20 protein-coding genes are annotated in these 24,688 nt (G+C 64.1%); 8 read left to right on the top strand and 12 right to left on the bottom strand.

Going from position 1 to position 24,688, the window contains the following annotated elements; all coding sequences use genetic code 11:
* The first annotated feature begins 54 nt into the window (after positions 1 to 54).
* The 3 genes from ACIPHM_RS10545 to ACIPHM_RS10535 all read left to right on the top strand — a co-directional run bounded on the left by ACIPHM_RS10545 (position 55) and on the right by ACIPHM_RS10535 (position 3,811).
* Positions 55 to 966 (top strand): LysR family transcriptional regulator, encoded by a 912-nt coding sequence (locus ACIPHM_RS10545; RefSeq protein WP_400327589.1) that lies wholly within the window; start codon positions 55 to 57, stop codon positions 964 to 966.
* Positions 967 to 1,164: 198 nt separating this feature from the next.
* Entirely contained in the window at positions 1,165 to 2,514 is a 1,350-nt protein-coding gene (locus ACIPHM_RS10540) for a hemolysin family protein (RefSeq protein WP_400327587.1), read from the top strand.
* 169 nt (positions 2,515 to 2,683) lie between these two features.
* Positions 2,684 to 3,811, top strand: coding sequence for a helix-turn-helix transcriptional regulator (locus ACIPHM_RS10535; protein ID WP_400327585.1), 1,128 nt, complete (start codon positions 2,684 to 2,686; stop codon positions 3,809 to 3,811).
* A gap of 76 nt (positions 3,812 to 3,887) precedes the next feature.
* On the opposite strand, the gene ACIPHM_RS10530 is transcribed toward ACIPHM_RS10535, so the two are convergent.
* The 3 genes from ACIPHM_RS10530 to ACIPHM_RS10520 all read right to left on the bottom strand — a co-directional run bounded on the left by ACIPHM_RS10530 (position 3,888) and on the right by ACIPHM_RS10520 (position 6,059).
* The gene (locus ACIPHM_RS10530; protein ID WP_400327583.1) at positions 3,888 to 4,655 is read right to left on the bottom strand and encodes a flagellar brake protein; all 768 of its coding nucleotides are present in this window, start codon (positions 4,653 to 4,655) and stop codon (positions 3,888 to 3,890) included.
* A 354-nt stretch (positions 4,656 to 5,009) separates the two neighbouring features.
* Complete coding sequence (locus ACIPHM_RS10525) at positions 5,010 to 5,648, bottom strand: LysE family translocator (RefSeq protein WP_400327582.1); 639 nt, start codon at positions 5,646 to 5,648, stop codon at positions 5,010 to 5,012.
* Positions 5,649 to 5,855: 207 nt separating this feature from the next.
* A complete protein-coding gene (locus ACIPHM_RS10520; RefSeq protein WP_400327580.1) occupies positions 5,856 to 6,059 on the bottom strand; it encodes a cold-shock protein in 204 nt (67 codons plus the stop codon).
* Between the two features lie 473 nt (positions 6,060 to 6,532).
* On the opposite strand from ACIPHM_RS10520, the gene ACIPHM_RS10515 reads away from it, so the two are divergent.
* Positions 6,533 to 7,330, top strand: coding sequence for a peptidoglycan DD-metalloendopeptidase family protein (locus tag ACIPHM_RS10515; protein ID WP_400327578.1), 798 nt, complete (start codon positions 6,533 to 6,535; stop codon positions 7,328 to 7,330).
* 116 nt (positions 7,331 to 7,446) lie between these two features.
* Here ACIPHM_RS10515 and mdoH read toward each other — a convergent pair whose 3' ends face one another.
* From mdoH to ACIPHM_RS10500, 3 genes are all read right to left on the bottom strand, one after another.
* On the bottom strand, positions 7,447 to 9,909 hold the full coding sequence (mdoH, locus tag ACIPHM_RS10510; RefSeq protein ID WP_400328230.1) for a glucans biosynthesis glucosyltransferase MdoH: 2,463 nt from the start codon (positions 9,907 to 9,909) through the stop codon (positions 7,447 to 7,449).
* A gap of 194 nt (positions 9,910 to 10,103) precedes the next feature.
* The gene (locus ACIPHM_RS10505; protein WP_400327576.1) at positions 10,104 to 11,627 is read right to left on the bottom strand and encodes a glucan biosynthesis protein G; all 1,524 of its coding nucleotides are present in this window, start codon (positions 11,625 to 11,627) and stop codon (positions 10,104 to 10,106) included.
* Positions 11,628 to 11,974: 347 nt separating this feature from the next.
* Entirely contained in the window at positions 11,975 to 12,628 is a 654-nt protein-coding gene (locus tag ACIPHM_RS10500; protein WP_400327574.1) for a LysE family translocator, read from the bottom strand.
* A 295-nt stretch (positions 12,629 to 12,923) separates the two neighbouring features.
* Between ACIPHM_RS10500 and ACIPHM_RS10495 the strand changes: the two genes are divergently transcribed.
* A complete protein-coding gene (locus ACIPHM_RS10495; protein ID WP_400327572.1) occupies positions 12,924 to 13,838 on the top strand; it encodes a LysR family transcriptional regulator in 915 nt (304 codons plus the stop codon).
* 16 nt (positions 13,839 to 13,854) lie between these two features.
* Here the strand turns inward: ACIPHM_RS10495 and ACIPHM_RS10490 are convergent, their stop codons facing one another.
* The 6 genes from ACIPHM_RS10490 to ACIPHM_RS10465 all read right to left on the bottom strand — a co-directional run bounded on the left by ACIPHM_RS10490 (position 13,855) and on the right by ACIPHM_RS10465 (position 20,783).
* A complete protein-coding gene (locus tag ACIPHM_RS10490; RefSeq protein ID WP_400327570.1) occupies positions 13,855 to 15,351 on the bottom strand; it encodes an MATE family efflux transporter in 1,497 nt (498 codons plus the stop codon).
* An 8-nt stretch (positions 15,352 to 15,359) separates the two neighbouring features.
* On the bottom strand, positions 15,360 to 16,307 hold the full coding sequence (locus ACIPHM_RS10485; RefSeq protein WP_400327569.1) for an alpha/beta hydrolase family protein: 948 nt from the start codon (positions 16,305 to 16,307) through the stop codon (positions 15,360 to 15,362).
* A 339-nt stretch (positions 16,308 to 16,646) separates the two neighbouring features.
* A complete protein-coding gene (locus ACIPHM_RS10480; RefSeq protein ID WP_400327567.1) occupies positions 16,647 to 17,870 on the bottom strand; it encodes a cyanate transporter in 1,224 nt (407 codons plus the stop codon).
* A complete protein-coding gene (locus tag ACIPHM_RS10475) occupies positions 17,867 to 19,057 on the bottom strand; it encodes an amidohydrolase family protein (protein ID WP_400327565.1) in 1,191 nt (396 codons plus the stop codon). The genes ACIPHM_RS10480 and ACIPHM_RS10475 overlap by 4 nt, the downstream gene beginning before the upstream one ends.
* Positions 19,054 to 20,541 (bottom strand): sodium:solute symporter, encoded by a 1,488-nt coding sequence (locus tag ACIPHM_RS10470; protein WP_400327563.1) that lies wholly within the window; start codon positions 20,539 to 20,541, stop codon positions 19,054 to 19,056. Before ACIPHM_RS10470 ends, ACIPHM_RS10475 begins: the two co-directional genes overlap by 4 nt.
* Positions 20,538 to 20,783 (bottom strand): DUF3311 domain-containing protein, encoded by a 246-nt coding sequence (locus ACIPHM_RS10465; protein ID WP_400327561.1) that lies wholly within the window; start codon positions 20,781 to 20,783, stop codon positions 20,538 to 20,540. Before ACIPHM_RS10465 ends, ACIPHM_RS10470 begins: the two co-directional genes overlap by 4 nt.
* Positions 20,784 to 21,157: 374 nt before the next feature.
* Between ACIPHM_RS10465 and ACIPHM_RS10460 the strand changes: the two genes are divergently transcribed.
* From ACIPHM_RS10460 to ACIPHM_RS10450, 3 genes are all read left to right on the top strand, one after another.
* Complete coding sequence (locus tag ACIPHM_RS10460) at positions 21,158 to 21,988, top strand: GntR family transcriptional regulator (RefSeq protein WP_400327559.1); 831 nt, start codon at positions 21,158 to 21,160, stop codon at positions 21,986 to 21,988.
* A 160-nt stretch (positions 21,989 to 22,148) separates the two neighbouring features.
* Entirely contained in the window at positions 22,149 to 23,450 is a 1,302-nt protein-coding gene (locus ACIPHM_RS10455; RefSeq protein WP_400327557.1) for a UDP-N-acetylglucosamine 1-carboxyvinyltransferase, read from the top strand.
* Between the two features lie 433 nt (positions 23,451 to 23,883).
* Positions 23,884 to 24,657 carry a DNA-binding response regulator gene (locus tag ACIPHM_RS10450; RefSeq protein ID WP_400328228.1) on the top strand — a complete coding sequence of 258 codons (774 nt, stop codon included), beginning with the start codon at positions 23,884 to 23,886 and terminating at the stop codon, positions 24,655 to 24,657.
* Positions 24,658 to 24,688: the final 31 nt, after the last annotated feature.

Here is a 24,688-nt window from a genome sequence, read left to right as displayed (position 1 = left end):
CCATCGACATCGGTATCTACGACATCTACGTATCCCCAGGAGCATCGCCCCGGCATGAACAAACTTCGCGAGATCGAGTGCTTCATCGCCGTGGTCGAATCGGGCAGCTTCGTGAACGCTGCCGAGTCGCTCGGCATCTCGAAGACAGCCGTCTCGCGTTACGTCGCCGATCTCGAAGCGCGGCTGGGCACGCGTTTGCTCCAGCGCACTACGCGTCGTCTGTCGCTGACCGAACCGGGCCAGCGATACGTCGAGCGCTGCCGCCGGATCCTCACCGAACTCGACGACGCCGACGCCATGGCCGGCGAGCAGGACGGACAGCCCGCCGGGCCGTTGCGCATCAATGCGCCGCACACCTTTGGCGTGCTGCATCTCGCGCCGCTCTGGCCAACGTTTCTCGCGCAGTATCCGCAAGTCTCGCTCGACATCACGCTAAGCGATCGTCTCGTCGACATCGTCGACGAAGGCTACGATCTGGCGATCCGCATCTCGCGTCTACCCGACTCCTCGCTCGTCCATCGACGCCTCGCGGGCACGCGCCTGGTGCTGTGCGCCTCGCCCGGCTACCTCGCGCAGCACGGCACGCCGCGTCACCCGAGTGAGCTCGCCCAACGCGAGACGGTCGGCTACAGCTACTTCCTGCATCGGCGCGAATGGCATTTCGACGGTCCCGACGGGCCGGTCTCCGTGCAAACGCACGCGCGACTGATTGCCGATAACGGCGACACGTGCGTGGCCGCCGCGCTGGCTGGCGCGGGCATCATTCTGCAACCGGCGTTTCTCGTGCAGGACGCCCTGCGCGATGGCCGTCTGGTCGAATTCCTCTCCGAATACACGCAGGGCGAGCGCGGCATCTACGTCGTCTATCCGTCACGCAAATACCTGAGCGCGAAGGTCCGGGCCATGATCGACTTCCTCGTCGAGGCCTTCGCCATGCCGGGCTGGCGCGCGCTTGAGCGCAACTGATCGCGCCTGGCGCGCCTCGGCCTTTGGTGACATGGGTCGGCGGCATGGCCTTACGGGCGAGAAATTTTCCTGCATCCGCCGCGAAAGCCCCCTGAATCGCCCCCGAACGGTCGGCAAAACACCGGAACGTCATAGTGATTTATTGACGACGGCATTTGTCACTTATACTGTCGGGCCTGTCGTCCCTTTACCGATATTTTGGAAAACTTCTTACTGATCGTCGCTGCGATCCTGCTGGTGTTGCTCAACGGCTTTTTCGTGGCGGCGGAATTCGGCCTCGTCAAACTGCGCCAGACGCGCGTTCATGTCATTGCCCGCCAACGCGGTTGGCGCGGCCGTATCCTGGCCAAGGTTCACGGCCATCTCGATACCTACCTTTCTGCGTGCCAGCTCGGCATTACGCTCGCCTCGCTCGGCCTGGGCTGGATCGGCGAGCCGGCCTTCGCGCGCATTCTCACGCCGCTGTTCGGCCTCGTGGGCGTGAGCTCCCCGGAACTGATCCACGCGCTCGCGTTCTTCATTGCGTTCTTCACGATTTCGTACCTGCACATCGTCGTGGGCGAACTCGCGCCGAAGTCGATGGCGCTGCGCATGCCGGAGACGGTCTCCGTGTGGACGGCAGCCCCGCTCTACGGCTTTTACTGGCTGATGTATCCGGCGATCTGGGTGCTCAACCACAGCGCCAACCGTTTGCTGCGCTGGACCGGTCTCGACCCGGCGCACGGCACCGACGCGCATTACTCCGCCGACGAAATCAAGCTCATCATGCGTCGGGGTGCATCGAGCGAGAAGCTCTCGCGCGACGACTGGAACGTCGTGGCCTACGCCATCGACTTCAGCGATCTGACGGTGTCCGATCTGATGCGTCCGATGAACGAAGTGGCCGCCTTTCGCCGTTGCGCCACCTTCAAGCAGAACATGGACACGGCCTATCGCCACCGCTACAGCCGCTACCCGTTCCTCGACAACGACGGGGAAACCGTGCTCGGCGTGGTCCATCTGAAGGATCTTTTTCTCGCGGAGCACCACGGCCAATCCATCGAGGATCTCGGCAGCATGGCGCGTCCGGTCGAGCGCGTGAAGCCCGACATGCCCGCGCGCGAACTGTTCAGCCGCTTCCGCCGGGGGGCGCCGCACTTCGCCATCGTGGGATGGCCCGATCAGAAGCCCATCGGCTTTCTCACGCTCGATAACCTGCTCTCGGCCCTGGTTGGCAAGATCCGCGACGAATTCCGTCAGACGGAAGACGACTGGACCCGTATGGAAGACGGCACGCTCATCGGACGCGGCAGCCTGCCGATCCTCACCCTGGAGCGCGCGCTGGGCCTCGAAATCCCCAGCGAGCACGCCGAATCGGTGGGCGGTCTCATCATGAACGCGCTGGGCTACCTGCCCCGGGAAGGCCAGAAGGTCGACTTCGCGGGCTTCTCGGTGGTCGTCAAGAAAATGCAGGGGCCGCGCATCGTGCTCGTGCGCATCTATCCCGACGGTGTGCGCGAAGGGCGTGGCGAAGCGTCAAATGTGGCAATGCAACAACGCCAGGACTGACCCCCGATTGATGGCCGCGATGTCGCTTGCCAGAATACGCTCTATGCGTAACCTCCGGGCGCGGTGAATCACGGAAAGACTCGGGCGGGAGCGCAGGCAAGACGCAAGACAACACGAGAAGTTCGTCAGAACATAGCCGCGGGAGGCGATGGTGGACGAAACGGGAAAGTTGTCTCTCGACGCGCTGATCGGCACTTGCTATGACGGGGTGCTCGACGACGCGCGTTGGGACCAGGCATTGCGCGATTTCAATCAGTGGGCGGGCGGAATCGGCTTCCATTCCGTGACATGGGATCGCGCGCGTCACTGCGCCACGCGCAGCTCGCACTCGCTAGATACCCCACCCGACCTCATCCGCGAGTTCGTCGAGAAACGCGCCCCCACCGATCCGCGCGTCGCGCTCATGCTGCGCCAGCCGGTCGGTCATGCCATGCGGTGCCACCATCATCTGAGCGATCGCTACGTCGCCCGTAGCGAGCTGTTCAACGAATTTCTGATTCCCAATGGCGTGCGCTATACGTACGGCCTGCATCTCGACGGCCCCGACGGCACCAGCGAATTGCTGGCGATTTTGCGCAGCCCCGACCATGCGCCGTTCGAAAACGCCGACAGCGCGCCCGAATGGGAGATGCTGACGAATCACATTGCGCGCGCGGCCCGGCTGCGCGCCGGCACGCGCCATCTGCAAGCGCAGGCGGCCATGGGCATGTCGGTGCTCGATCATCTGGATATGGCGATCGTCGTTACCGACGAGACGAGCCATGCGCACTACCTGAACGTTGCCGCGCATCAACGGCTCGGCGCCACGCGCTACGTCGGCATTCGGGGCGGGAAGTTCGCGGCGCTGTTTCCGAGCGACGAGCAGGCGTTGCGGCGTCTGATTGCGAATGCGACCTCGCCGATGCCGGTGGCGGGAAGCCATCGTCTGAACGGTGACAAGGAAAGCCCGCAACACTGGGTGGTGACGGTATTGCCGCTGCGCGAATCGCACGCCTGCGCTGCGCCCTGGCAGCGGCCGATGGCCATGCTCACGATCGGTGAACTGGACCGGCGCGTCACCTTTAGCCCCTACACGCTCAAGGTGCTGTTCGGCCTGTCGCCGGCCGAGGCGCGGCTCGCGCAGGCGCTGGCCGCTGGGCGCGAGCTCACGCAATACGCACAAGATGCCAACGTCGCCATCAACACGGCACGCACGCAGTTGCGTCACATCTTCGACAAGACGGGATGCCGGCGGCAGGCCGATTTGCTGCGGTTGCTGCACGCGATTCCGGCGCTACGGATTCAGGCCCCCGAATGACGCCCGGCGACGCCCATGGACGCCAAGCAAAAGGGCGGGCCGCCCTGTTTGCTTCGTCTGACAATGCCTTGAACGCTTAGCCGCGCGCGAACGCCTTGCGATTGAGTTCGAGCTGCGTGATGAGCTTTTGCAGACGCGACTCCGCCGTGCGCGAGAGCGCAATGAAGCGGCAGCCGATGTGATACTCGATGTCCTTGGCCAGCGGCACAGCACGCACCGCGCAGACTTCCAGATCGACCTGCACGGTGCCGTAGTCGCGCAATTCGATCTCGACATGCATGAGCATCGACCCCTTCGGGATCTCGGCGGCAGCCTGGGCCTTCGTGCGCAAGCCCACACCGCCCAGCGACAGATCGAACACGGCCAGACGCATCGGCGTGTCGTCCGGGAACTTGACCGTGCACTGATACGGATCGAGGATCGGCGTCTTCACGCGGAAATAGTCGCGGCGCTGCAAGCGCACGAGCGTTTCCGGATAGGACGAATAGAACGCGGGATAGCCCTCGTACTCGCGTTCTTCCACATCCCCGATGGGGAAATGCACCTGAATGCCCTCGGGCACGCCGACGAACAAGGCACGCTTGTTGGCGAGCAGCGCCCGGTTTTCCGTCTCCATACCGCCCCAGTCGAAATAGAAGCCGCGCGCTTGGGGCTCGACCTTGAGCAGGCGCGTAACGAGCTGACGCTGGCCGTTAGCGAAGTACACCGTCATGAAATCGCCGCGCGTCGCCAGATGACGCAGCACGCCACCGATCTCCAGCGGATTGGTGATGCGATACGAGTCATGCAGTTGAGACTCTTCGTCCGTGGGCGCCGGTGTCACCTGCGGTTCTGTCGTTTCCATACCTGATCTTCTATTTGTCCCCGTGACGGTCGCGTAAAACCACGCAAGCCGTACGTAATAAAGCCTAAAACCGCGACAACGCACGATGCCGACGACATGCCTGTCCGGTATCGCAACGTCAGCGAGCCCCATCGGCGCTCACTCACCGTCTCATGCATCGGGGCATGAACGTTAACGGTCACTGGCCGGAAATATTGAGTGCTCCGGCGCACGAACCTACTGCTCCCCGTGCCGTGCGCCACACCCGGGTGTTCCTTCACACCCTTTCTTGCCTTTCCCTGCTGTCTTCCCTTTTCTTGCACGTGCCTGCGGCTTTCCCCGTGCGCTCTCGCACGAGGTGTACATATCGCCGGATCAGCGATGCACCGCAGCCATCAGCGCGCCGAAGCCCATGAATACGCCACCGCTAATGCGATTGAATGCCTTGAGCACACGCGCCTCACGCAAATACGGTGCGATGCGCAGGCCGCCGGTCGCATAGACCATGTACCAGCTCATCTCGATCACCGCGAAGGTGCCGAGCAGAATCGAGAACTGCGGCAGCTTGGCGGCCGTCGGGTCGATGAACTGCGGCAGGAACGCTGCGGCGAAAAGAATGGCCTTGGGATTGCTCGCTGCCACCAGGAAGCCGGATTTGAACAACTTGCCGAAACCCGAATCTGCCGCCAGCGCGGGCGTAGCGAGCTTGGCCGCCTCGTCCTGCGTGTTGACCGGCGAGCGCCAGCTCTTGTAACCGAGATAGACGAGATACGCCGCGCCAACGTAGCGCAGGGTATCGAAGAGCATCGGCCACGCCTTGAGCACAGCCCCCAGACCGGCCGCGGAAATCGACAGCATCGCGATAAGCGCCGTCATGCAACCGGCCATGGTGCCGAGCGACGGACGCAGCCCGTGACGCGCGCCATGCGTCATGACGAGCAGCATATTCGGTCCCGGTGTCGCCGAGACGAAAAAAACGGTGACGACATACAGCCACCAGGTTTGCAGGCTCATGATTGCCTCGGAAAAATGCTGACACGATTCGATCAGGCATTGTAGCGTCGAACCGTGACGGTGGCATCGTTCGCGTGCACGTCTCATGCGAATCTGCGGGGCGCGGAAAAACAAACAGGCCCGATGACTTTCGTCATCGGGCCTGTTGTTCGCGGGAGGCTGGCTCGCCCGAAGGCTAACGTAGCATCACGTGAAACGAATCAAACCTTAGAGGGGCTTGATGTTCGCGGCTTGCTTGCCCTTCTGGCCAATCTTGACCTCGAACTCAACGCGTTGGTTCTCTTGCAGCGACTTGAAGCCTTCGGCGCGCACTTCCGAGAAGTGAGCGAACAGGTCTTCACCGCCGGCGTCCGGGGTGATGAAGCCGAAGCCCTTTGCGTCGTTGAACCACTTAACAATACCGGTTTCCATGTTTTTTCCTAATAAAACAATAGCCTGAGGTCGGAATGACCTCTCCAGCGCTGACAATCAAGGGAAAATGAAGGACTAGAAACCAGCGAGAAGCAGGAAAACTACGTCGGACAACAACTTCGCGGCTTGACAATCTGCAGTTAGTTTTATACGTGTAGCGCCGACGCTTGTCAACAGGTGAAATACCGCAAATCAAGTAACAATTTCCGCAATTAGCGGGGAATTTGGGCACTCTTCAGCTGTCCGACCGGCAATCGCGCCCCGTACAATAGGCGTTTTTTCCTGCGCCCATGCCGTGTTCGCGCGTCTGGCCCGTGATTTGTGCTGTCCGAAGCCGTTTTCTGACGTTTTCCCCTCTTCGACGCACATTCCTGCGAAGTTTTCTTTCCGCCACGCGCCGCGACCGTCAAAGGGCCTCCACCCCTGTTTCTTTTACCTGCCCACGGATGGAGCCTACTCACCTCGCGCGATCCTTGCGATCGCAAACTGAAGTTCGCCTTCCCCGCCAACTGCACTGGCTCGCCCGCTGCCGAACCCATCTGCTCAGTCTTACCGTTTGCGCAACGCTCGCCGCCTGCGCCGGGTCGCCGACATATGGTCCGGTGCCCGCCGGCAGCTATCGTGTGCAGTCCGGCGACACGCTTTACGGCATCGCACGCGCCAACAACGCCAGCACGGCCGATCTGGTGCGCTGGAACCGTCTGGCCGACGCCGACAAGATCGAGGTCGGGCAAGTGCTGCGCGTAGTGCCGCCCGCCGGTTCGTCGAGTACTCCGGCCGCCTCGTCAGGGAGCGCCGGCAGCGCTCGCGGCAGTGCGGCGTCGGGCGCCGCAGCACGTCCGCGTGCACAAGCGAAGCCGGCTCCCAAGCCCGCCCCTGCCGCACCGCGCACGGCGACCAACAAGATTCCGATGACCTGGCCCGCCACCGGCGACATCCTGTCGAACTACAACGGCAGCAGCAACAAGGGGATCGATATCGGCGGACGGCCAGGCGATCCGATTTACGCAGCGGCCGCTGGCAAGGTCGTGTACGCCGGAAGTGGCTTGCGCGGCTACGGCAATCTCGTAATGGTCCAGCACGAGAACGGCTATCTCACTGCCTATGCGCACAATCGCGCGCTGCTGATCAAGGAAGGCGCGTCCGTCACGAAGGGGCAGAAGATTGCCGAGATGGGCGATACGGACTCGCACGGTGTGGTGAAACTGCACTTTGAAGTGCGTCAGAAGGGCACGCCGTTCAATCCGCGCGACTTCCTGCCGCCGCGCTGATCGAACGCATGACTTGATGCACTTCGAGCGCACAAGTAAAAACGGCAAGGCGCGATGCCTTGCCGTTTTTTCATTCGAACGCCGTTGACGGAGAGCGCTCGGCCCCGGCGTCAGACTCAGGCCGACGCGAGAAACCCCTGCGACAGCCCGTTGGCGCGCGCGTCGCACCATTCGGGATGGGCGCGCGGATCGGTCCACACCAGCAGGTGAAGCGCGGCGAGCGCTCGCGGATCGTTGAGCAACTCCCACTTCTGCGTGTTCGTCAGCTTGGTCGGACCTTTGAGCAGCGCAGTCTCGACACGGCCGGCGCGCAACGCGTCGCGCTTCGCGTCATCGAGGGTCGGCTTGACGCTGGCGGCCACCAGCGCGTTGGCCATCGGGTCGACCACGGCGTCGACGAAACCGACATGCTTGCGCGCCTCGTCGGTGTACTTCTCCGTCATGCGCAGTTCTTTGGGCGGCCACGACTCCTCGGGAATCAGGAACAGACGTGCGCGCTTGAGCGCGCGTCCGAGCGACACCCGGCTGGAGAAGACCGACACCGGAATCGAGATCATCATCGAGCCGACGATCGGCATCAGCCACCAGATGAAGTCCGGATTGAGCCAGTAGACGACCCCGCCCCACGCCATCCCGATCACGGTTTGCAGCCCGTGACGGCGAATGGCTTCCCCCCAGTGCGTTTCCGCGTCTTCCCGCGGCGGCGACTTCCACTGAATCGCAATGCCGGTGAGCGCAGCGAGCACGAACTGGGTGTGGAACAACATGCGCACCGGGGCAAGCACGGCCGAGAAAATCATCTCGATGAACATGCTCACGGTCACGGCAAACCAGCCACCGAAGCGCTTCGCGCCCTTCGCCCAGATCAGCACCACAGCGAGAATCTTCGGCAGGAAGAGCAGCGTAGCCGTCGCCGAGAACAGGGCCAGCGCGCGCTCGGGGTGCCATTCGGGCCAGACCGGGAACAACTGGCGCGGCGCCGTGAAGTACTCGGGCACCACAAGCGTGTGCTTGGCGAGCAGACACGTCGAGAGGATCAGGAAGATGAACCACAGCGGCGCGGACACGTAGGCCATGGCGCCCGTGACGAACACAGCGCGGTGCACCGGGTGCATGCCTTCTGCGAGGAACAGCCGGAAGTTCATCAGGTTGCCCTGACACCAGCGACGATCCCGCTTGAGCTCATCGAGCAGGTTCGGCGGCATTTCTTCGTAACTGCCGGGCAGATCGTAGGCGATCCACACGCCCCAGCCCGCCCGTCGCATGAGCGCCGCCTCAACGAAGTCGTGCGAGAGAATCGCCCCGGACATCGCGCCCTTGCCCGGTAGCGGCGCGAGTGCGCAATGCTCCATGAAGGGCTTGAGACGGATGATCGCGTTGTGGCCCCAGTAGTGCGATTCGCCGAGTTGCCAGTAGTGCAGACCCGCGGTGAAAAGCGGGCCGTAGACGCGTCCGGCGAACTGTTGCAGCCGGGCGTAAAACGTCTCGCGCCCCGCCGCGAGCGGCGCGGTCTGAATCAGACCGGCACTCGGATGCGCTTCCATCATGCGCGCCAGCTTGGTCAGGCACTCGCCGCTCATGACGCTATCCGCATCGAGCACGATCATGTAGCGATAGTCGCTGCCCCAGCGACGGCAGAAGTCGTCGAGGTTGCCGCTCTTGCGCTTCACGCGGCGCTGACGGCGGCGATAGAAGATGCGGCCAAAGCCATCGACTTCGCGGCACAGCGCCTGCCACGCGTCGACTTCGGCGGTGCAGTTATCGGCCTCGTTGGAATCCGACAGGATGAAGAAATCGAAACGTTCGAGCGAATCGGTCTTGGCGAGCGACTCGTAGGTCGCGCGCAATCCGGCGAACACGCGGCCGACGTCTTCGTTGCAGATCGGCATGACGATGGCGGTGCGCGCGTCCGGCGCAATGGGCGCATCGCCCGCCGCCATCTTCGAGATCATGTGACGCTCGCCGCCGAACAGCAGGACGAAGAAGCCGAAGATGGCTGTCCAGAAGCCGGCGGAGACCCAGCCGAAGAGCAGCACGAACAGCGCGAGCACGGCGAATTCGAGCGGATCGGCGCCGTGATACGGCAGCACCGACGCCATGAAGTGCGTGGCGAGTGCGGTCTGCGCGATCATCAGCGTGAGCAGCATCCAGCGGCGGCGACGTCCCGCCTGGGACCATTTGCCCTTGGGATCGGGGGCATCGCGCACGAGCGGATCGGGATCTTTGCGGCCGATGAGCTTGCGCCACAACCGCGCGAGCGGGTTGAGCGACCAGGGCCGCGGAATGAGCGACGTGCGGCGCACAGGCGGCGCAACGCGCAGGGTCTGCACACCGCGCACGTCGTTCAGGCCGGCCGCGGCGGCAAGCGATCCGCCATCGGTGAGCGAGAGACGCACGGGCTGCGACGCGAGCACGGCATCGCTGTCGGACTCGATCTCGGCGAGATCGTGAGCGTGCCACGCCGCCGTCGCCACGGTGGCGGTGGCGACGGTGGTTTCGGTTTGCCCGTCTGCCGGCGCTTCTGCGGCATCGGCGGCAGCGTGCGCAGCGTCCGTATCGTCCGTATCGTCGGCAGACATGCCGGGCGCAGACGCCCCACCGCTGCCAGCGTCATTCGTCACGCGCGCGACGAGCAGGCGCTGCAAGCGGGTGAGGACGTCTAGCGAATCACCGCCGTCACGCTGCGCTTGTGCGAGCAGGGCACGGCGTTTTTCGGCAGGCAGGGGCAACCGGTCGACGTAAAGTTCGTCGACCGGAATATCGGAGCGCTCGCTCACTCGGGGGGTAACAGGTAGCTCCACGTTTCGGATAGGGTGTTACTGCCGTTGCGCAGGTAAGCGCGCATTTCGACGGGTTTCTCGGAATCGAGGCGGCGCATGCGAAGCATGACGCGATAGCCTCCCGTGACGTCATTGCGCTGCGTCTGCACTTCAAGGATCTTGCCGTTGCCGTCGATGGACACATTGCCTTCGACCTTGGCGTCGTCGGGCAGTTTCTTCAGTGCCGGGCCTTCGAAGTCGAGCGCAAACAGCAAGCTGTCGTCTGGTTTTCCCCGGTAGCCGTGTCCACGACGGCTTTGTGTGACCCACGCCAAAGGCGGGCGCTTGTCGTTGTCTTTTTGCCACGAGAGCCGGTATTCAAGCGAATACGGTTGCTTGGGCTTGGGCGGCGCATCGGGCACCCAGTACGCGACGATGTTGTCGTTGGTCTCGTCAGGCGTGGGAATCTGCACGAGTTCGACGCGGCCCTGACCCCATTTCCCCTTGGGCTCGACCCAGGCGCTCGGACGCGATTCGTAGTGATCTTCGAGATCCTGGTAGTTGTTGAAGTCGCGATCGCGCTGGATCAGCCCGAAACCGGCGGGGTTGGACAACGCGAAGGACGACACGAGCAATCGCTTGGGATTGACGAGCGGACGCCAGATCCACTCCCCGGTACCGGACTGGATGGAAAGGCCATCGGAATCATGGACTTCGGGGCGATAGTCGGGCGCGGGCGGCTGCTGGTTTTCGCCGAAGAAGAACATGCTGGTGAGCGGCGCGATACCGAGTTTGGTGACGTTCTCGCGCAGGAACAGTTCGGATTTGACGTCGACGATGGTGTCGACGCCGGGACGCAGCGTGAAGCGGTAAGCACCGGTCGCACGGGGCGAATCGAGCAGGCCGTAGATGACGAGTTCTTTGGCGCCGGGCGCGGGGCGTTGAATCCAGAATTCGGTGAAGCGCGGGAATTCTTCGCCGGAGTTGAGGGCGGTGTCGAGCGCAAGTCCACGCGCGGACAAGCCGTAGGTCTGGTTTTTACCCAGCGCGCGGAAGTAGCTCGCGCCGAGGAAGACCATGACTTCGTCTTTGTATTTGGGGGTGTTGACCGGAAAGTGGACGCGGAACCCTGCGAAGCCCAGGCCACGCAGTTGTTTCGGATCGAGTTTGAGCGCGCCGAAATCGAACATGTCGGGGCTGTAGCGGATTTCACGCACGCTGTTGCCCATCAGTTCGTTGATCTTGACGGGACGGTCGTAGTACGAGCCCTCATGGAAGAACATCAGCTCGAACGGCAGTTTTTGCGCACGCCACAGGGCCTTTTCGGGCTTGAAGCGGATATTGCGATAGCGGTCGTAGTTGAGGTTCTGAAGCTCTTTGGGCAGGTTGGGGTCTTTGGGTTTGTAACGACTGTTCGCGAGCGTGCGAGCCTCTTTGGCGACGTCGTCGAACGAGAAAGCATGGGCTGCGCCGGACACGAGCGCGCAGACGCTGAGCACGCTGGCGATCGCCAGGCGCAAGGCACGGTGGGAAATCATGCGGGGAACCGCGTTGGGCAGGAATTCCATCGGCAATGGGGGGCATGTAAGCGCGTATTGGCCGCGGCCAACGTACGCAGAACGCGCAATTTTACCCGTTCATTTACCGATTGACTAAAGATACGCCGGCAAAACCTTCGAAGCGAGTACTTACATCACCCCAATCGTCTGCTGTGACGGCGCTCGCAGCGAATCACAAATTTGTGACTATTTGTGACCAGGGGGCGAAATGTAAGCGCTGCGTTGCCTTATCTGCCCGTTTTGGGTCATTTACGAGACATTCACACGACATTTCTGCGCCATTTTTCGTGTTATCGCGTCAATTTGGAAAACTGGCCCACTCAATGTCAGCGAGCCGCCATCGCAAGCAACCCGCCCAGCGCCATGAGCGCACCGCCGATGCTGCGCCTCACGAGATGCTGCCGACGGATCATGGCCGCGCGCATCCAACCAGCCGAGAAGCCCAGCGCGACGAGGCTGAACCACACCCAATGCGCGAACGACATGAACGCACCATAGGCCAGGCCGAGCGCCCATCCGGTGCCCGGGTGAACGACCTGCGTGAAGGTGCTCACCACGAATAACGTGGTCTTCGGGTTCAATGCGTTGGTGAAAAAGCCGGTTCGCAACGCCTGTGCTGCCTCCCGCCAGCGCGCCCGGTCACTATCGTCGGACACTGGCGACGCCGTGGCTCGCCGCTCCTGGGTAACGTCCACTACCAGGGAACGGTCTTTCAATGTCCGCCAGCCGATATATGCGAGATACGCCGCACCTATCCACTTGATGACAGTGAACAACCACGGCAACTGCCCGATCAATAACCCCACCCCAACCAGCGTGTACGCCACATGCACCTGCACCCCGGCCGCTATCCCCACCGCCACCCACAACCCCGCCCGCCTCCCATGCCGCCAACTCGCCCTCGTCACCATCGCGAAATCGGCTCCGGGACTGATCACCGCCAATACAGTAATGGTCATTACCGCCAGTAGCTCTTGCATGACTATTTCTCACTCTGTTTTTTGATCCGGTTTTTTTCTTTGGCCGACCCGTCCGATAACTCGCCCCGCGACGGACCGGCGCCCTATTCCGCCCCTCAGACATAAACCCAACTCGGTTCAGAACAGGGCCCCGATCCGTCGCTCCTCGCGCCTTTTACCTTGCCTTGCTTATTTCGCCCTTTGCTTCGTTCTTCGCGCGGCGTCTTGGCTGTTTTTCTCTGACGGTATTCTGACGCCGTCTTTCTTTTCCGGAAAACGATGAATTTAGCCGTCTATTCGTGATAATTTCTCACGCATGAAGCGATCGCTGCCCCTCAACGCCCTCCAGGTCTTCGACGTCGCCGCCAACGAACTCAGCTTCGCTCGCGCCGCCGACCGCCTGTTCGTCACGCACGGCGCCGTCAGCCGACAAATCCGTACCCTCGAACTCGCCCTCGGCCTCCCCCTCTTCGAACGCCGTAACCGCGCCGTCTTCCTCACCCCCGCCGGCGAACGACTCCACGCCACCACCCGGCAAATGTTCGAGCAACTCGCCACCACAGTCGACAGCCTCCATCCCCCCTCGTCTTCCCGCACGCTCGTCGTCTCCTGCGAACCCACGCTCGCCATGCGCTGGCTCATTCCCCGCCTCGGCACGTTCGCCCAAATCCACCCGGATATCGCGCTGCATCTCCATTCCGCCGGTGGTCCCCTCGATTTCGAACGCGCAGAAGTAGACGTCGCCATCCGACGCAATGACTTTTTCTGGGGACACTCGCTCATCGCCGAACCCCTGGCCGACGAATGGATCGGTCCCGTCGGACTCGCCGCCTCGTTCGATTCGCCCCGTCTGACGCAACTGGATACTCGCACTCGTCCCCACGCCTGGCAGGACTGGCTCCGCGCCATGCGCGCGAGCAAACGGGCCGGCACTTCGCCAATGCCACGTTTCGAACCCAGCTCAACCGCGCCGCCGTTCGAACATTTCTATTTGAGTCTGCAAGCGGCTGGGGCCGGGCTCGGTGCCGCCATCGGGTCGGTCTATATGGTCTGCGACGAGCTGAACGCCGGCCGCCTCGTCGCACCCTACGGCTTTATCCGCGATGGCTCAGGCTACGTCGCGCTCGCGCGCGAACCGTTCGCCGCGAATCCGGCGAAGGAAGCATTGCTGAAATGGCTGCGTGCCGCGCTGGCCGAGTCCGCTTCGCCCTGGGTCGGGCACGCGCAGTAATGGCGAGGATGAAATGCTAAGGGCGTCGGTCGCCGCTCGGTTCGTCTGACGAAGGTGTCGGCACTGACGTGGCAAGGGGCACGGGCAACGGCGCAGGTCCGGCAGCGGCACTCGCCGCATCTTCGGTCTGCGCAACCGCCGGCGGCCCGGCCTTCGGCAACATGCGCGCGCCACGCCAATTGCCCCATTTGTAGTAAGCCAGCGCCATAACAAGCGAGACGGCAAACCCGAGCGGGAAGCTCCACCAAATGGCCTCGGCGCCCCAGCTTTTCTGCATCTGCCACGCAAACGGCAACCGGATGACCCACTGTGAGACGAACAGGATGACGAGCGGCGCCGCAACCGCCCCGGTCGCCCGCACGACGCCGAAGAGCACGATGGTCACGCCAAACAATACGAAGGACCACGCGACCACGGCGTTGATGTGCTGAGCGACGGAGATGGCATGGCCGTCGTCAGGCAGGAAGGCGTTCATGAACTGACGGTTGAAGAGCAGGATGGCCACGACGAGGGTGCCGGTCATGACGAAGTTCAGCCCCACGCCAACGCGTCCGATTTTCGAAACCCGATCCCACAGTCCCGCCCCGACGTTCTGCGCAGTCATGGACGACACACCCGCACCGATGGCCAACGCGGGCATCTGGACGTAGGTCCACAGTTGCGACGCCACGCCGTAAGCCGCCGTCGTCTGCGATCCGTATCCGTTGACGAACCCCATCATGACCATAGCGGACGACGAGATGACGACCATCTGCAATCCCATGGGCAATCCCTTGACGATGAGCAGCCGCAGCAGGCCCACATCGATACGCAGGTATTTCCAGTCTTTGCGTTGCAGCCACAACGGATCGCGACGCCGGTACAAGGTGTACATCAGGACAGCCAGGCTGACGGTCTGCGCAATGAGTGTCGCGCCCGCCGAACCCGCAATGCCGAAGGGCGGTATCGGCCCCCAGCCGAAGATGAACAAGGGGTTGAGGGCGACGTCGAGGCCCGCCGAGAGGAGCATGAAGCGAAACGGGGTGCGCGCGTCTCCCGCCCCGCGCAGCGACATCATGACGAAGTTGTAGAAGTACATGACGGGCAACGCCACGAAGATGATGCGCAGGTAGGCAATGGCGAATTCGCGCGCATCGCTCGGGGTGCCGAGCGCGTTCAGTAGCTCTGGTGTGAAGACGTACCCGAACACGGCCACCGCCGTCGACATGAGGACGAAGAATGTCGCGCTGGTGCCAACGATGCGCCGCGTGAGCAAAGTGTTTTTGGCACCGATGGACTGGCCGATGAGGATGGTGTTGGCCATGCTGATGCCAAAGACGACACCGAGCAGAAAGAACAGCAGGATGTTGGCGTTGGAGGCCGCCGTCAACGCGGACTCGCCCAGATAGTGACCGATCCACATGGCGTTGATGGACGCGTTCAGGGACTGCAACACATTGCTGCCGAGCACCGGCAGCGAGAACCAGAACAAGGTCTTGCCAATGGGTCCGCGTGTAAGGTCCTGTTCGGCCATGGTTCGCGCTATTTTGTGTCGAACTTCACGCCGGCCGCAGGCGTGGGCACGGCGCACCGGTGCGCGCTCAGGTTATCGAGGAAGCGCTCGATGAGCGGCAGCACTTTGGCTTCGATGTCGCCATGTCCGTAACCGAAACCGGCAAAGTTGAAGTGGGTCGCGCCATCGACGACCGCCAGCCAATGGCACCCCGCCGGCATGTCGGCGAAGGGCTCGGTTCGCGTCTGCCATTTGCCGTCGAGCGGCTCGTCGCGTGTGCCGGTCACGAGCAGCGCAGGCTTGCGGATGTCGTGCCATGCGCCCGCCGGGAAGATCGGCCCTTTGCCCAGCGGAGAGAGCGCGATGTAGCCGTCGAAGCGGTCGTCGCTATCGAGCCCGAGCTTGTTTTTCGCGCCCGCTTCGATCATGACGGTGACGGCGCCCATGGAGTGTCCCGCGAAGACAGCCGGCCCGGTGTGGCACTGCCCGCGCGCCCAATGCAACGCCGCGCCAGCATCTTCGAGCCGGTCGTCATACGCTTCGGGGTCCGTAGTGAGCGCCAGCAAACCGTCTCGCAAGCCACCGTTGCGCACCCGGTCGCGCAATGCGTCTCGGCCGCTTTCTTTGTGCGCCATCGTGACGCTCAGCCATCCGTATTGGGAGAGTGCGCGCCCCAGCCACGAGAGCGCATCGCGATCGTCACCCGCACCGGGACTGAGCACCGCGACACCGCGGCAAGCCGCAGGCGGACGGAAGACGTGGAGGTTGGCGTATGCCCCGTCGCTGCGCAGCACGCGCTGGTCGACGCCGGTCGGCGACGGCGTGCCGCTCGGGGAAGAGACGGGGGAAGCGACAGAGGAAGAGACAGAAGCGGAAGCACGAGGAGATGACGCCGGTGCGGCTTTGACCGCTGGCGTGGCCGGCACAGTCGTGTCGGCAGCCAAAACATGAGCGGGAACGATCGCGAGCAAGGACACGCCAACGCTGCAGGCACCGAGCGCGACGAGTAACGTCCCGAACGATCGTCCCACGGCCCTGCGCGACTTTCCGAGCATCCGTTCTCCCCTGGTCTCTGGCAGCACGCAGCCAACCTGGCCCCAAGGGCGCTGAGTTCGATACCACCAAGGGAACTGGTTGGGCCGGGAACGACGGTCTCGCGACGAAGCTCCGCTGCGACATCACACGATGAGCCATCTTAGCGCGGATTGCGTAGAGACTCGCATGAATTTTGCATCGCGCTCACCTGTCTCGCGTGCGCAACGCACACGCGGTTTCCGTTGGTTCCCCTCACTCACCGATGCCTTCGCACTCGCACGTCAGGCGCGCTGATGATGGCCCTCGCGTGCACTGTGCACGCCGTGAGACAGACCGAGTGCCGTCGCGTAACCCGACGGATCGAACCGCCATGTCAGCGCGATCAGCGCAACGTTGAGCACGATGAGTCCGATCCACGATGGCGTGAAACTGCCGGTCGCGGCCATCACAGCCCCCGAGGCGAACGGCGCGAGCGCAGCAATGCAAAAGCCCACGCCCTGCATGAACGCCGCAAGCGCCGCAGCGTGTCGCGGATGCGCATGATGGTCGAGCGCCAGCACGAGCCCGAGCGAGAAGGTGCCCCCAAGTCCGAAGCCAATGCCGCCGATCCACCACCACGGCGCGGCGTCCGGTGCGCCGACGAGCCCGGCCAGTCCGCCCAGTGTCGCCACAAGCGCCAGCGTGAGCCAGCGACGGCGGTCGACGTGACGACGCGCGAGCCACGGCAGCATGAGCGCCGCAACGACCTGACACGCCGTCAGTCCGGCGAGCAATGCGCCGCTTTGCGTCGCACTCATGCCGCGCTGCTGATAGAACGGCGGCAACCACGCCACCATGGTCGTGTAGGTGCAGTTGATGAGACCGAAATACACGGCGAGCGTCCACGCGCGATGCTTGCGCAACAGGTCGAGCATCGACGGCGCTTTCGATGGAGACGGGGTTGACGAGGGGGACGATGCCGCCCGCGCCAGCGGCGCACGCCACCACGCGAGCGCCGCCGCGCACACGACCACGAGCCACATGCCCAGCCCCACGCGCCAATCGCCCGCCTCGGACGCCGCCCACGGACTCGCTGCCGCGCCAAGGCCACCGCCGCCCATGAGCGCAGCGGAGTAAAGCCCCATCATCGCCGTCATGCGCGCCGCGCTGTAGTTCGCTTTGACCACACCCGGCAGCAACGCCTGAATGATCGCAATGCCGATGCCCGACGCGAGGGCCGTCGCAATCATCGTGACGGTGTCGTCCGCGACGAAACGCACGCCACACGCGAGCGCGAGCGCCGCCAAGCCGAGCAGCACGCCGCGACGCTCCCCGAACCGGCGCGTCAGCCCGCTCGCCGCAAACGCCCCCGCGCCCATCGCCAGCACGGGCAACGACGTGAGCAAAGCCGCGACGGGATAGGTCATGCCCGTCGCCTCGCGAATCTGCGGCAACAGCGGACTGATGGAGGTGAGCGTCGGTCGCAAGGTCAGCCCGACCGCCACGATGGCCAGCCAGAGTGTCATACCGCCACGCCCTCGCTCACCACAACGTGCCCATTCGCCACCACCCAACGGCGCGGCGCACGCGTGACGATGGCCTGCGCGGCGTTCAGAGCGTCGACCAGCACGAGATCGGCGCGGGCGCCGACGTGCAGACCGTAATCCTCGAACCAGCAGGTCCGCGCGCCCTGATGGGTGACGCAATCGAGCGCGATCTCCAGCTCGTCGTCTCGCCGCAGGTTATAGCGCAGGCCGATCATCATGGCGCGATCGAGCATGTCGGGCGAGCCATAGGGCGTCCAGGTGTCGCGAATGCCGTCGTTGCCGCCCGCAAGCGGCACCCCCGCACGGCGGCATGCCATGAGCGGCGGCACGATGCGCGACGGCGGCGCCGTGGTGACGAGCGCCACACCGGCATCCGCCAGACGCGCGAGCAACGCGTCGGCGCGCGCCGCGTCGAGCTCTCCCAGACAGAACGCGTGCGACACCACGACCTTGCCCTGCATGCCCAGCGCAGCAATGCGCTCGAGCATCAACTCCAGCGAGAACACGCCCATCTCGCCCGGCTCGTGCAGATGAATGTCGACGGGACAGCCATGCTTGTCGGCCAGCGCGAACATGGCGTCGAGCGACGCCTTCGGGTCGCGGTCGATAGCGCACGGATCGAGCCAGCCGAGCACGTCTGCGCCTCGGGCGAGCGACGTGTCGAGCCACTCGACAGTGCCCGCGCGACCCAGCACGCCCGACTGCGGGAACGCCACGATCTGCATGTCGAGCGTGTCCGCCAGCGTCTCGCGTGTGGCGAGCACACCGTCAAGATGACGCAAGCCCGCGTCGGTATCGATGTCGACGTGCGTGCGCAAACGCGTGGTGCCCGCCGCGAGGAACGCACGACCGAGCGCGAGCGACGCCGCCCCGGCATCGTGGCCGCTGCGCGCGCGCCACTCACGCTCGTTATCGATGCGATCGATGAGTCGCGAGCCACATTCGTTCACGTACCACGGCATGCCCCACGTTGTCTTGTCCAGATGCGTGTGCGCCTCGACCAGTCCCGGCATGAGCAACGCACCGCGCGCGTCGATCCGGTGCGTCGTGCTGTCCTGCGGTGTGGGCAGCGACGGCCCCACGGCCGCGATCTTGCCATGCTCGACACGCACGTCGAGCGGCGCACCGTCCAGACCGCGCGCGTTGCGAATTTCCAGTGTTGTCATACTTTCCTCAAGATCCCCGCTTCGACCCCATCGTCAGCGTTAAGCGAGCGGGTCAGCAGGCTCACCGCCATGAATGTCACCGCATTCACGGCAAGCGCCACCAGTCCCATGTTGATCGACGCGACGGTGTCCGTTGCGCCGGGCATCAGCGTGCGCAGGTTGACGTCGAAACCGACAGCCGCCAGCAGCACGATAGCCCCCGCACCGATGCCCGCAAACGCACCATACTTGTTGCCGAACGGACGCGGCAGCAGACTCGCCACGAACGACGGGAACAACTGCGTGAGCAAGCTCGACGCGAACAACGCGAGCGCCACGAACGTCGCCCCGCCGCGCAGCACGAAGAACACCGCCACCACACCGAACACGGGTAACACCCGCTTGGCCAGTCTGCCGACCAATGCTTCGCTCGCGTGCGGCGCAAACCCGTCGCGATAAATATTCTTCGCAATCAGCGTCGACGCATTGAGCAGAATCATCGAGCCCGGCACGAGCGCGGTCAACACGCCCACCCCGCCGATCACGCCGACGAACCACGGCGAGAACGTCTGCTTGACGATGCGCAGCAGCGCCAGATCCGAATCCGCGCCGGTCAGCCCGGGCACCTGAAGGATCGCCGCGAAGCCCACGAAGAACATGAACGCGATGACCATCTGATACAGCGGCATCAGGATCGTGTTCTTGCGCACCGCGCTCTCGGTTTTGGCCGCATACACCGACGTGAAGACATACGGATACAGGTAGTAGCCGAGCGAGGTGAGCAAAATCGTCGAGTTGTACCAGGACAGCGTCAGACCGCTCGTGGGCATTTGCAGGAAGCCCGGACGCGCCGCCTCGATGCGGTCGAACATTTCACCGAAGCCGCCGAAGTCATGCAGCGGCAGATAAATGCCGAGGAACACCGCGATCACGAGAATCAGAATGTCCTTGTAAATCGCAATGCTCGCGGAGCCATGAATGCCCGACACGGTGATGTACGCCACCATCGCAATCGCACCGCACCAGATCGCAACCGCCGGCGGGATCGTGCCGTACGACGCCTCCGACACGATGATGCCCAGCCCCCGCAATTGAATGATGAGCAGTGCGCTCATGCCGAGCACGGCCACCAGCGACACGACCACGCCGAGCGCACGCGACCGGTACGCCGTGGCGAAGAAGTCCGAGAACGATACGCAGTTGTGCTTCGTCGCATGACGCCACGCCGCCGGCAGCATCCAGTAGCCGAGCAGATAGGCGAGCGCGCCGTAAGCGAGGATGTAAAACGCGGGCGGTCCCTTGCTGTACGCCCATCCGCTCGCGCCGAGGAACGTGAAGGTCGAGAACGCTTCGCCCGCCATCAGCAAGAAGACGAGCAACGTGCCGAAGCCGCGCCCGCCGACCGCCCATTGTTCGAGACTCATCGTGCGCCCGCGACGCGCACGCAACCCAACGAAAAGCGCAAACGCGAGGAACGCCGCGATGACGGCCAGTGCGGCATTCATGATGCGGCTCCGTCATGATGGCTCGGACCTTGCGCGGTGCTCGCCGCATGGCGCGCGGCTTCGCGCGAACCGTCGAAGCGGAACATCACGACCATGATCGCGGAGGTGAGCAGCAGCCAGACGATGTTCCACGTCATCAGGAACGGCAAACCGGCGAGCCGGGTGCCCACGTGTTCGGCGAGCCAGCCGCCGCTGTAAAAGGCCGCAATGGGAAGCGCAGCCAGACAATGCACAGGTTTCATGACGTCTCCAGACCCAGGGGGATTCAACGGGCGGCCGCTCACTCGGGGTGTCTTCCCATAAATCTCACGAGGCGGCCCGATGGCTTCGGCCATTTCGTTTGTCTCGTCGGGGGCCGCGACGCGATAGGCGCGTCCGGCACATCGGCTCGATTTGCCTTATCATCAACCAAACCAAACAAAATGGTTAACTATTTTTGTTGACCATTATCGGTAACGATTTGCCGGAATGCAAGGTCGTGATGTCCCGATGACCGAAACCGAGGGTTTTCCACAGACGCCCATCATGGGAAAGCGCCACCGAGACGAGTGGCAGGCAGGCGCGGGTACAATGCGCCCCACACCCCAGCGAACCGCGAATTTCAAGGAGATCAGGCTTGAGCCGCACCGCACCGCCGTCCGCCCCGTCCGTCCCTTCTGCTCCGTCTGCCCCCTCGTCGGTCGGCGCCTCGCGCGCCGAAGCCGCCCCCGGCTCGGCGGCGGACCACCCGGATGACGACGGCACGCCGGGGAGCGCAGGGCAGCAGATCGAGGCACGCGTCTACGCGGCGATCTCGCAGGCGTTGCTCTCGGGCAAGCTCCGCCCGGGCATGCCGCTGCGCGAGCGCAATCTGGCGCAGGCGCTCGACTGCACCCGCGGCGCGGTGCGCAAGGTGCTCGCCCGGCTCGGCTTCGAAGGCAAGCTGATGCTCGAACCCAATCGCGGCGCGTTCGTGCCGCAGCCCTCGCTCGACGACATCCGCCAGACCTACCGTGCACGCCGCGTGCTGGAAACCGGTGTGATCGCCAGCGTCTGCGGGCAATTGAGCGGCGCACAACTCGCGGTGCTCGATGCCCACGTGGCGAGCGAAGCCCGCTCGCATGCCGATGGCACGCACGAACGTTCCATCCGCCTCGCGGGCGAGTTTCATCTGAAGTTGATCGGCATGGCCGACAGCGCCGAACTCGACGCCTTCGCGCACGCCCTCGTCGCCAAGACCGAGCTATACAAGGCGCTGTACGACCCGGCGGAGTTCATCCATTGCGCGCCCACGGAGCACGCCCGGCTCGTCGGCCAATTGCGCGACGGTAAGACACAGGCGGCGATTGCGCTCGCCACGACGCATCTCGACGAACTCGAGGCCCGGGTGCTCACCCGCGCAGCGGCTGCCGAGACGCCGGACTTCCGCGCGATCTTTGCCGAGGCGTTTGCAGGCGCGGCGTTGTAAGCGACGCGGCAAACCCACCACAGGCTTGGGGGGCGCGTGGCACACACGCCCCAATCGGGGGTATATTTCGCCTGTTCGCGACGGGCCTGCGGCCCGCCTGCCACACTTGCCCCCCGCTCAATGTACGAAGGTACGAAGGCACGAAGCCCGAAGGAAGCCCATGTCCCATCTGGTAGTCCACGGCGGCCAGCCGCTACGCGGCCGCATCTCCCCCTCCGCCAACAAGAATGCCGTTCTCCCGGTGCTTTGCGCAACGCTGCTGACCGATCAGCCGGTGCGCCTGGTCGGCGTGCCCGAAATCACCGACGTTCGCAAGATTCTCGACATCTTTCGCCAGCTCGGTAGCGACGTCAGTGTCGACTTCGAAGCCGGCACGCTCGATGTCCACCATCTGAACACCAAGTTCGACCCGCGCATCGACCGTCTGCCCGAGGAGATGCGCTCGTCGATCATGCTGGTGCCGCCGCTGCTCGCGCGTTTTGGCGTCGCACGCATCGAAGACAACATCAAGGGCTGCACGCTGGGTGTGCGCGAGATCGATCCGCATATCGAAGTGCTTCGTCATTTCGGCGGACGCGTGGAGCGCACCGAAGGCTCGCTGCTGATTCACGCGGACGAGACGCGCCGGGCCATCCACCACTGGCTCGACTACGCGTCGGTGACGACCACGGAAAACTTCGTGCTGTGCGCGTCCACCGCCAAGGGACGCTCGCAACTGAACAACGCCGCGTCCGAGCCGCACGTGCAGGAGTTCTGCCGTTTCATGCAGATGCTGGGGGTGCCGATCGAAGGCGTGGGTACGTCGCAGCTCGCGATCGAAGGTGTCGAGCGCTTCGGCGGCGGTGAATTCCGCTTCGCCGAAGACTTCCACGAGATCACCACGTTCCTGGCGCTCGGCGCAATTACCGGCGGCGAGATCACGGTCAAGAACTCGGCCCCCGAGCAGTTCCCGCTGATCGATCGCACGTTCGCAAAGTTCGGCGTGAAGGTCGAGCACCGCGACGGTTGGTCGACGGCCACCGCGCAGGGCAAGCTCAAGGTGCAGGCGCCGTTCACGCAGAACATTCTCACGAAGGTGGAAGCCGCGCCGTGGCCGTACTTCCCGGTGGACCTGCTGCCGATCTTCATCGCCCTGGGCGTGAAGGCGGAAGGCAGCGCCATGTTCTGGAACAAGGTCTATGACGGCGCCATGGGCTGGTCGACGGAACTCTCGAAGTTCGGCGCACACGTGTTCCAGTCCGATCCGCACCGGCTCATCACGTTCGGCGGCGTGCCGCTTTCGCCCGCCGTGGTCGAGAGCCCATACATCATCCGTGTGGCCATTGCGTTGCTGATGGTGGCCGCGAGCATCGACGGTCAATCGACCATCCAGAACGCGCAGCCGATTCGGCGCGCGCACCCGCGCTTCGTCGAAAATCTGTGCTCGGTGGGTGCGAACGTCGTCTGGACGGCGCCCGAGTAAGCGGCTTCGGAAGCGGCTTCGGGACTGAACCGGCACCCCCCCGGGGGGGCCGGGCTCGCGGTGCGGCACACGCCGGCGGCAGACGACCCCCCGATCACCTGCACGCCGGTCGTCTCCACTGCGAACCCGACGGTTGACCTTACCTGAGCCAGTTCGGCGCGAGATTACGACACCTTTGCCGGAAGGCATCTCACGTTTGCCCGAGGGAAATTTATTTCCCGCTTGTCGGCATTCGCACCACATTGGCGCGGCGCGACCGGACGAATGTGAAAGAATGGCGACCATCATGAGCGATCGTCACCTGCCCCCGCAGCCGCTTGCCACAGCCGCCACGCCGACCAGCCGTCAAGCCGGCGCCTGGCCCGCCTCGCCGCATGCCCGTCAGTTATCGGGCGTGCGCGTGCTCGTCGTCGACGACAATCAGGAAGACCGCATGCTGCTGATGGACTTCCTCAGCCAGCAAGGCTGCCGGGTGTACATCGCGCAAGACGGCCGCGACGGCTACACCAAGGCGCGCACGGTGCAGCCCGACCTGATCCTCATGGATATCCGCATGCCGGTCTGCGACGGACTCGGCGCCTGCCGTCTGCTCAAGGCCGATCCGGGCACCCGTCACATTCCGCTGATCTTTCTGACGGCCGCCGCCCTGCCCGGCGAACGCGTGGCCGGACTGTCGGCCGGTGCGGTCGATTACGTCACCAAACCATACGACTTCGAAGAAGTGCGGCTGCGTCTGTCGATCCATCTGAAGACGACCGTCCCCGCCCCGCTGCCACCGGCCCTCGGCGACACCGCCAGACACACGCCATTGCCGGTACAAGCGCACACGCTCGATGCCGTGCTGTTTCGCGCCACGCGCGCGCTGCTGCTCGACCGGCTCGACGCCACGCCCGAACTCGCGGGCCTGGCAAGCGCGGTCGGCACGAACACGCGGCGTCTCAATCTTGCGTTCCGTCGCTGTGTCGGCGTGACCGTCTTCGACTTCCTGCGAGAAGAGCGCATGAAAGAAGCGCGCCGCTTGCTCTCCGAGACATCGCTCGACGTGCAGGACATCGCCGGCGCCGTGGGTTTCGCCAGTGCCGCCAATTTCGCGACGGCATTCCGCGAGCGCTTCGGCATGCCGCCCAGCGGCTTCCGGGAACAGGGCACGCCAGTGCCCCTCGTGCCCCCCGCGATCGATACGCCAGGTACCGCGCCCGCACCATGAGCGTTGTGCCATCGGGGAGGCCGCCGCACGG

The sequence above is a fragment of the Pandoraea sp. NPDC087047 genome (assembly GCF_044745225.1).
Lineage (GTDB): Bacteria > Pseudomonadota > Gammaproteobacteria > Burkholderiales > Burkholderiaceae > Pandoraea.
Note: the sequence above shows the minus strand (reverse complement) of the source record. Positions and strands in the feature narration are given on the sequence as shown.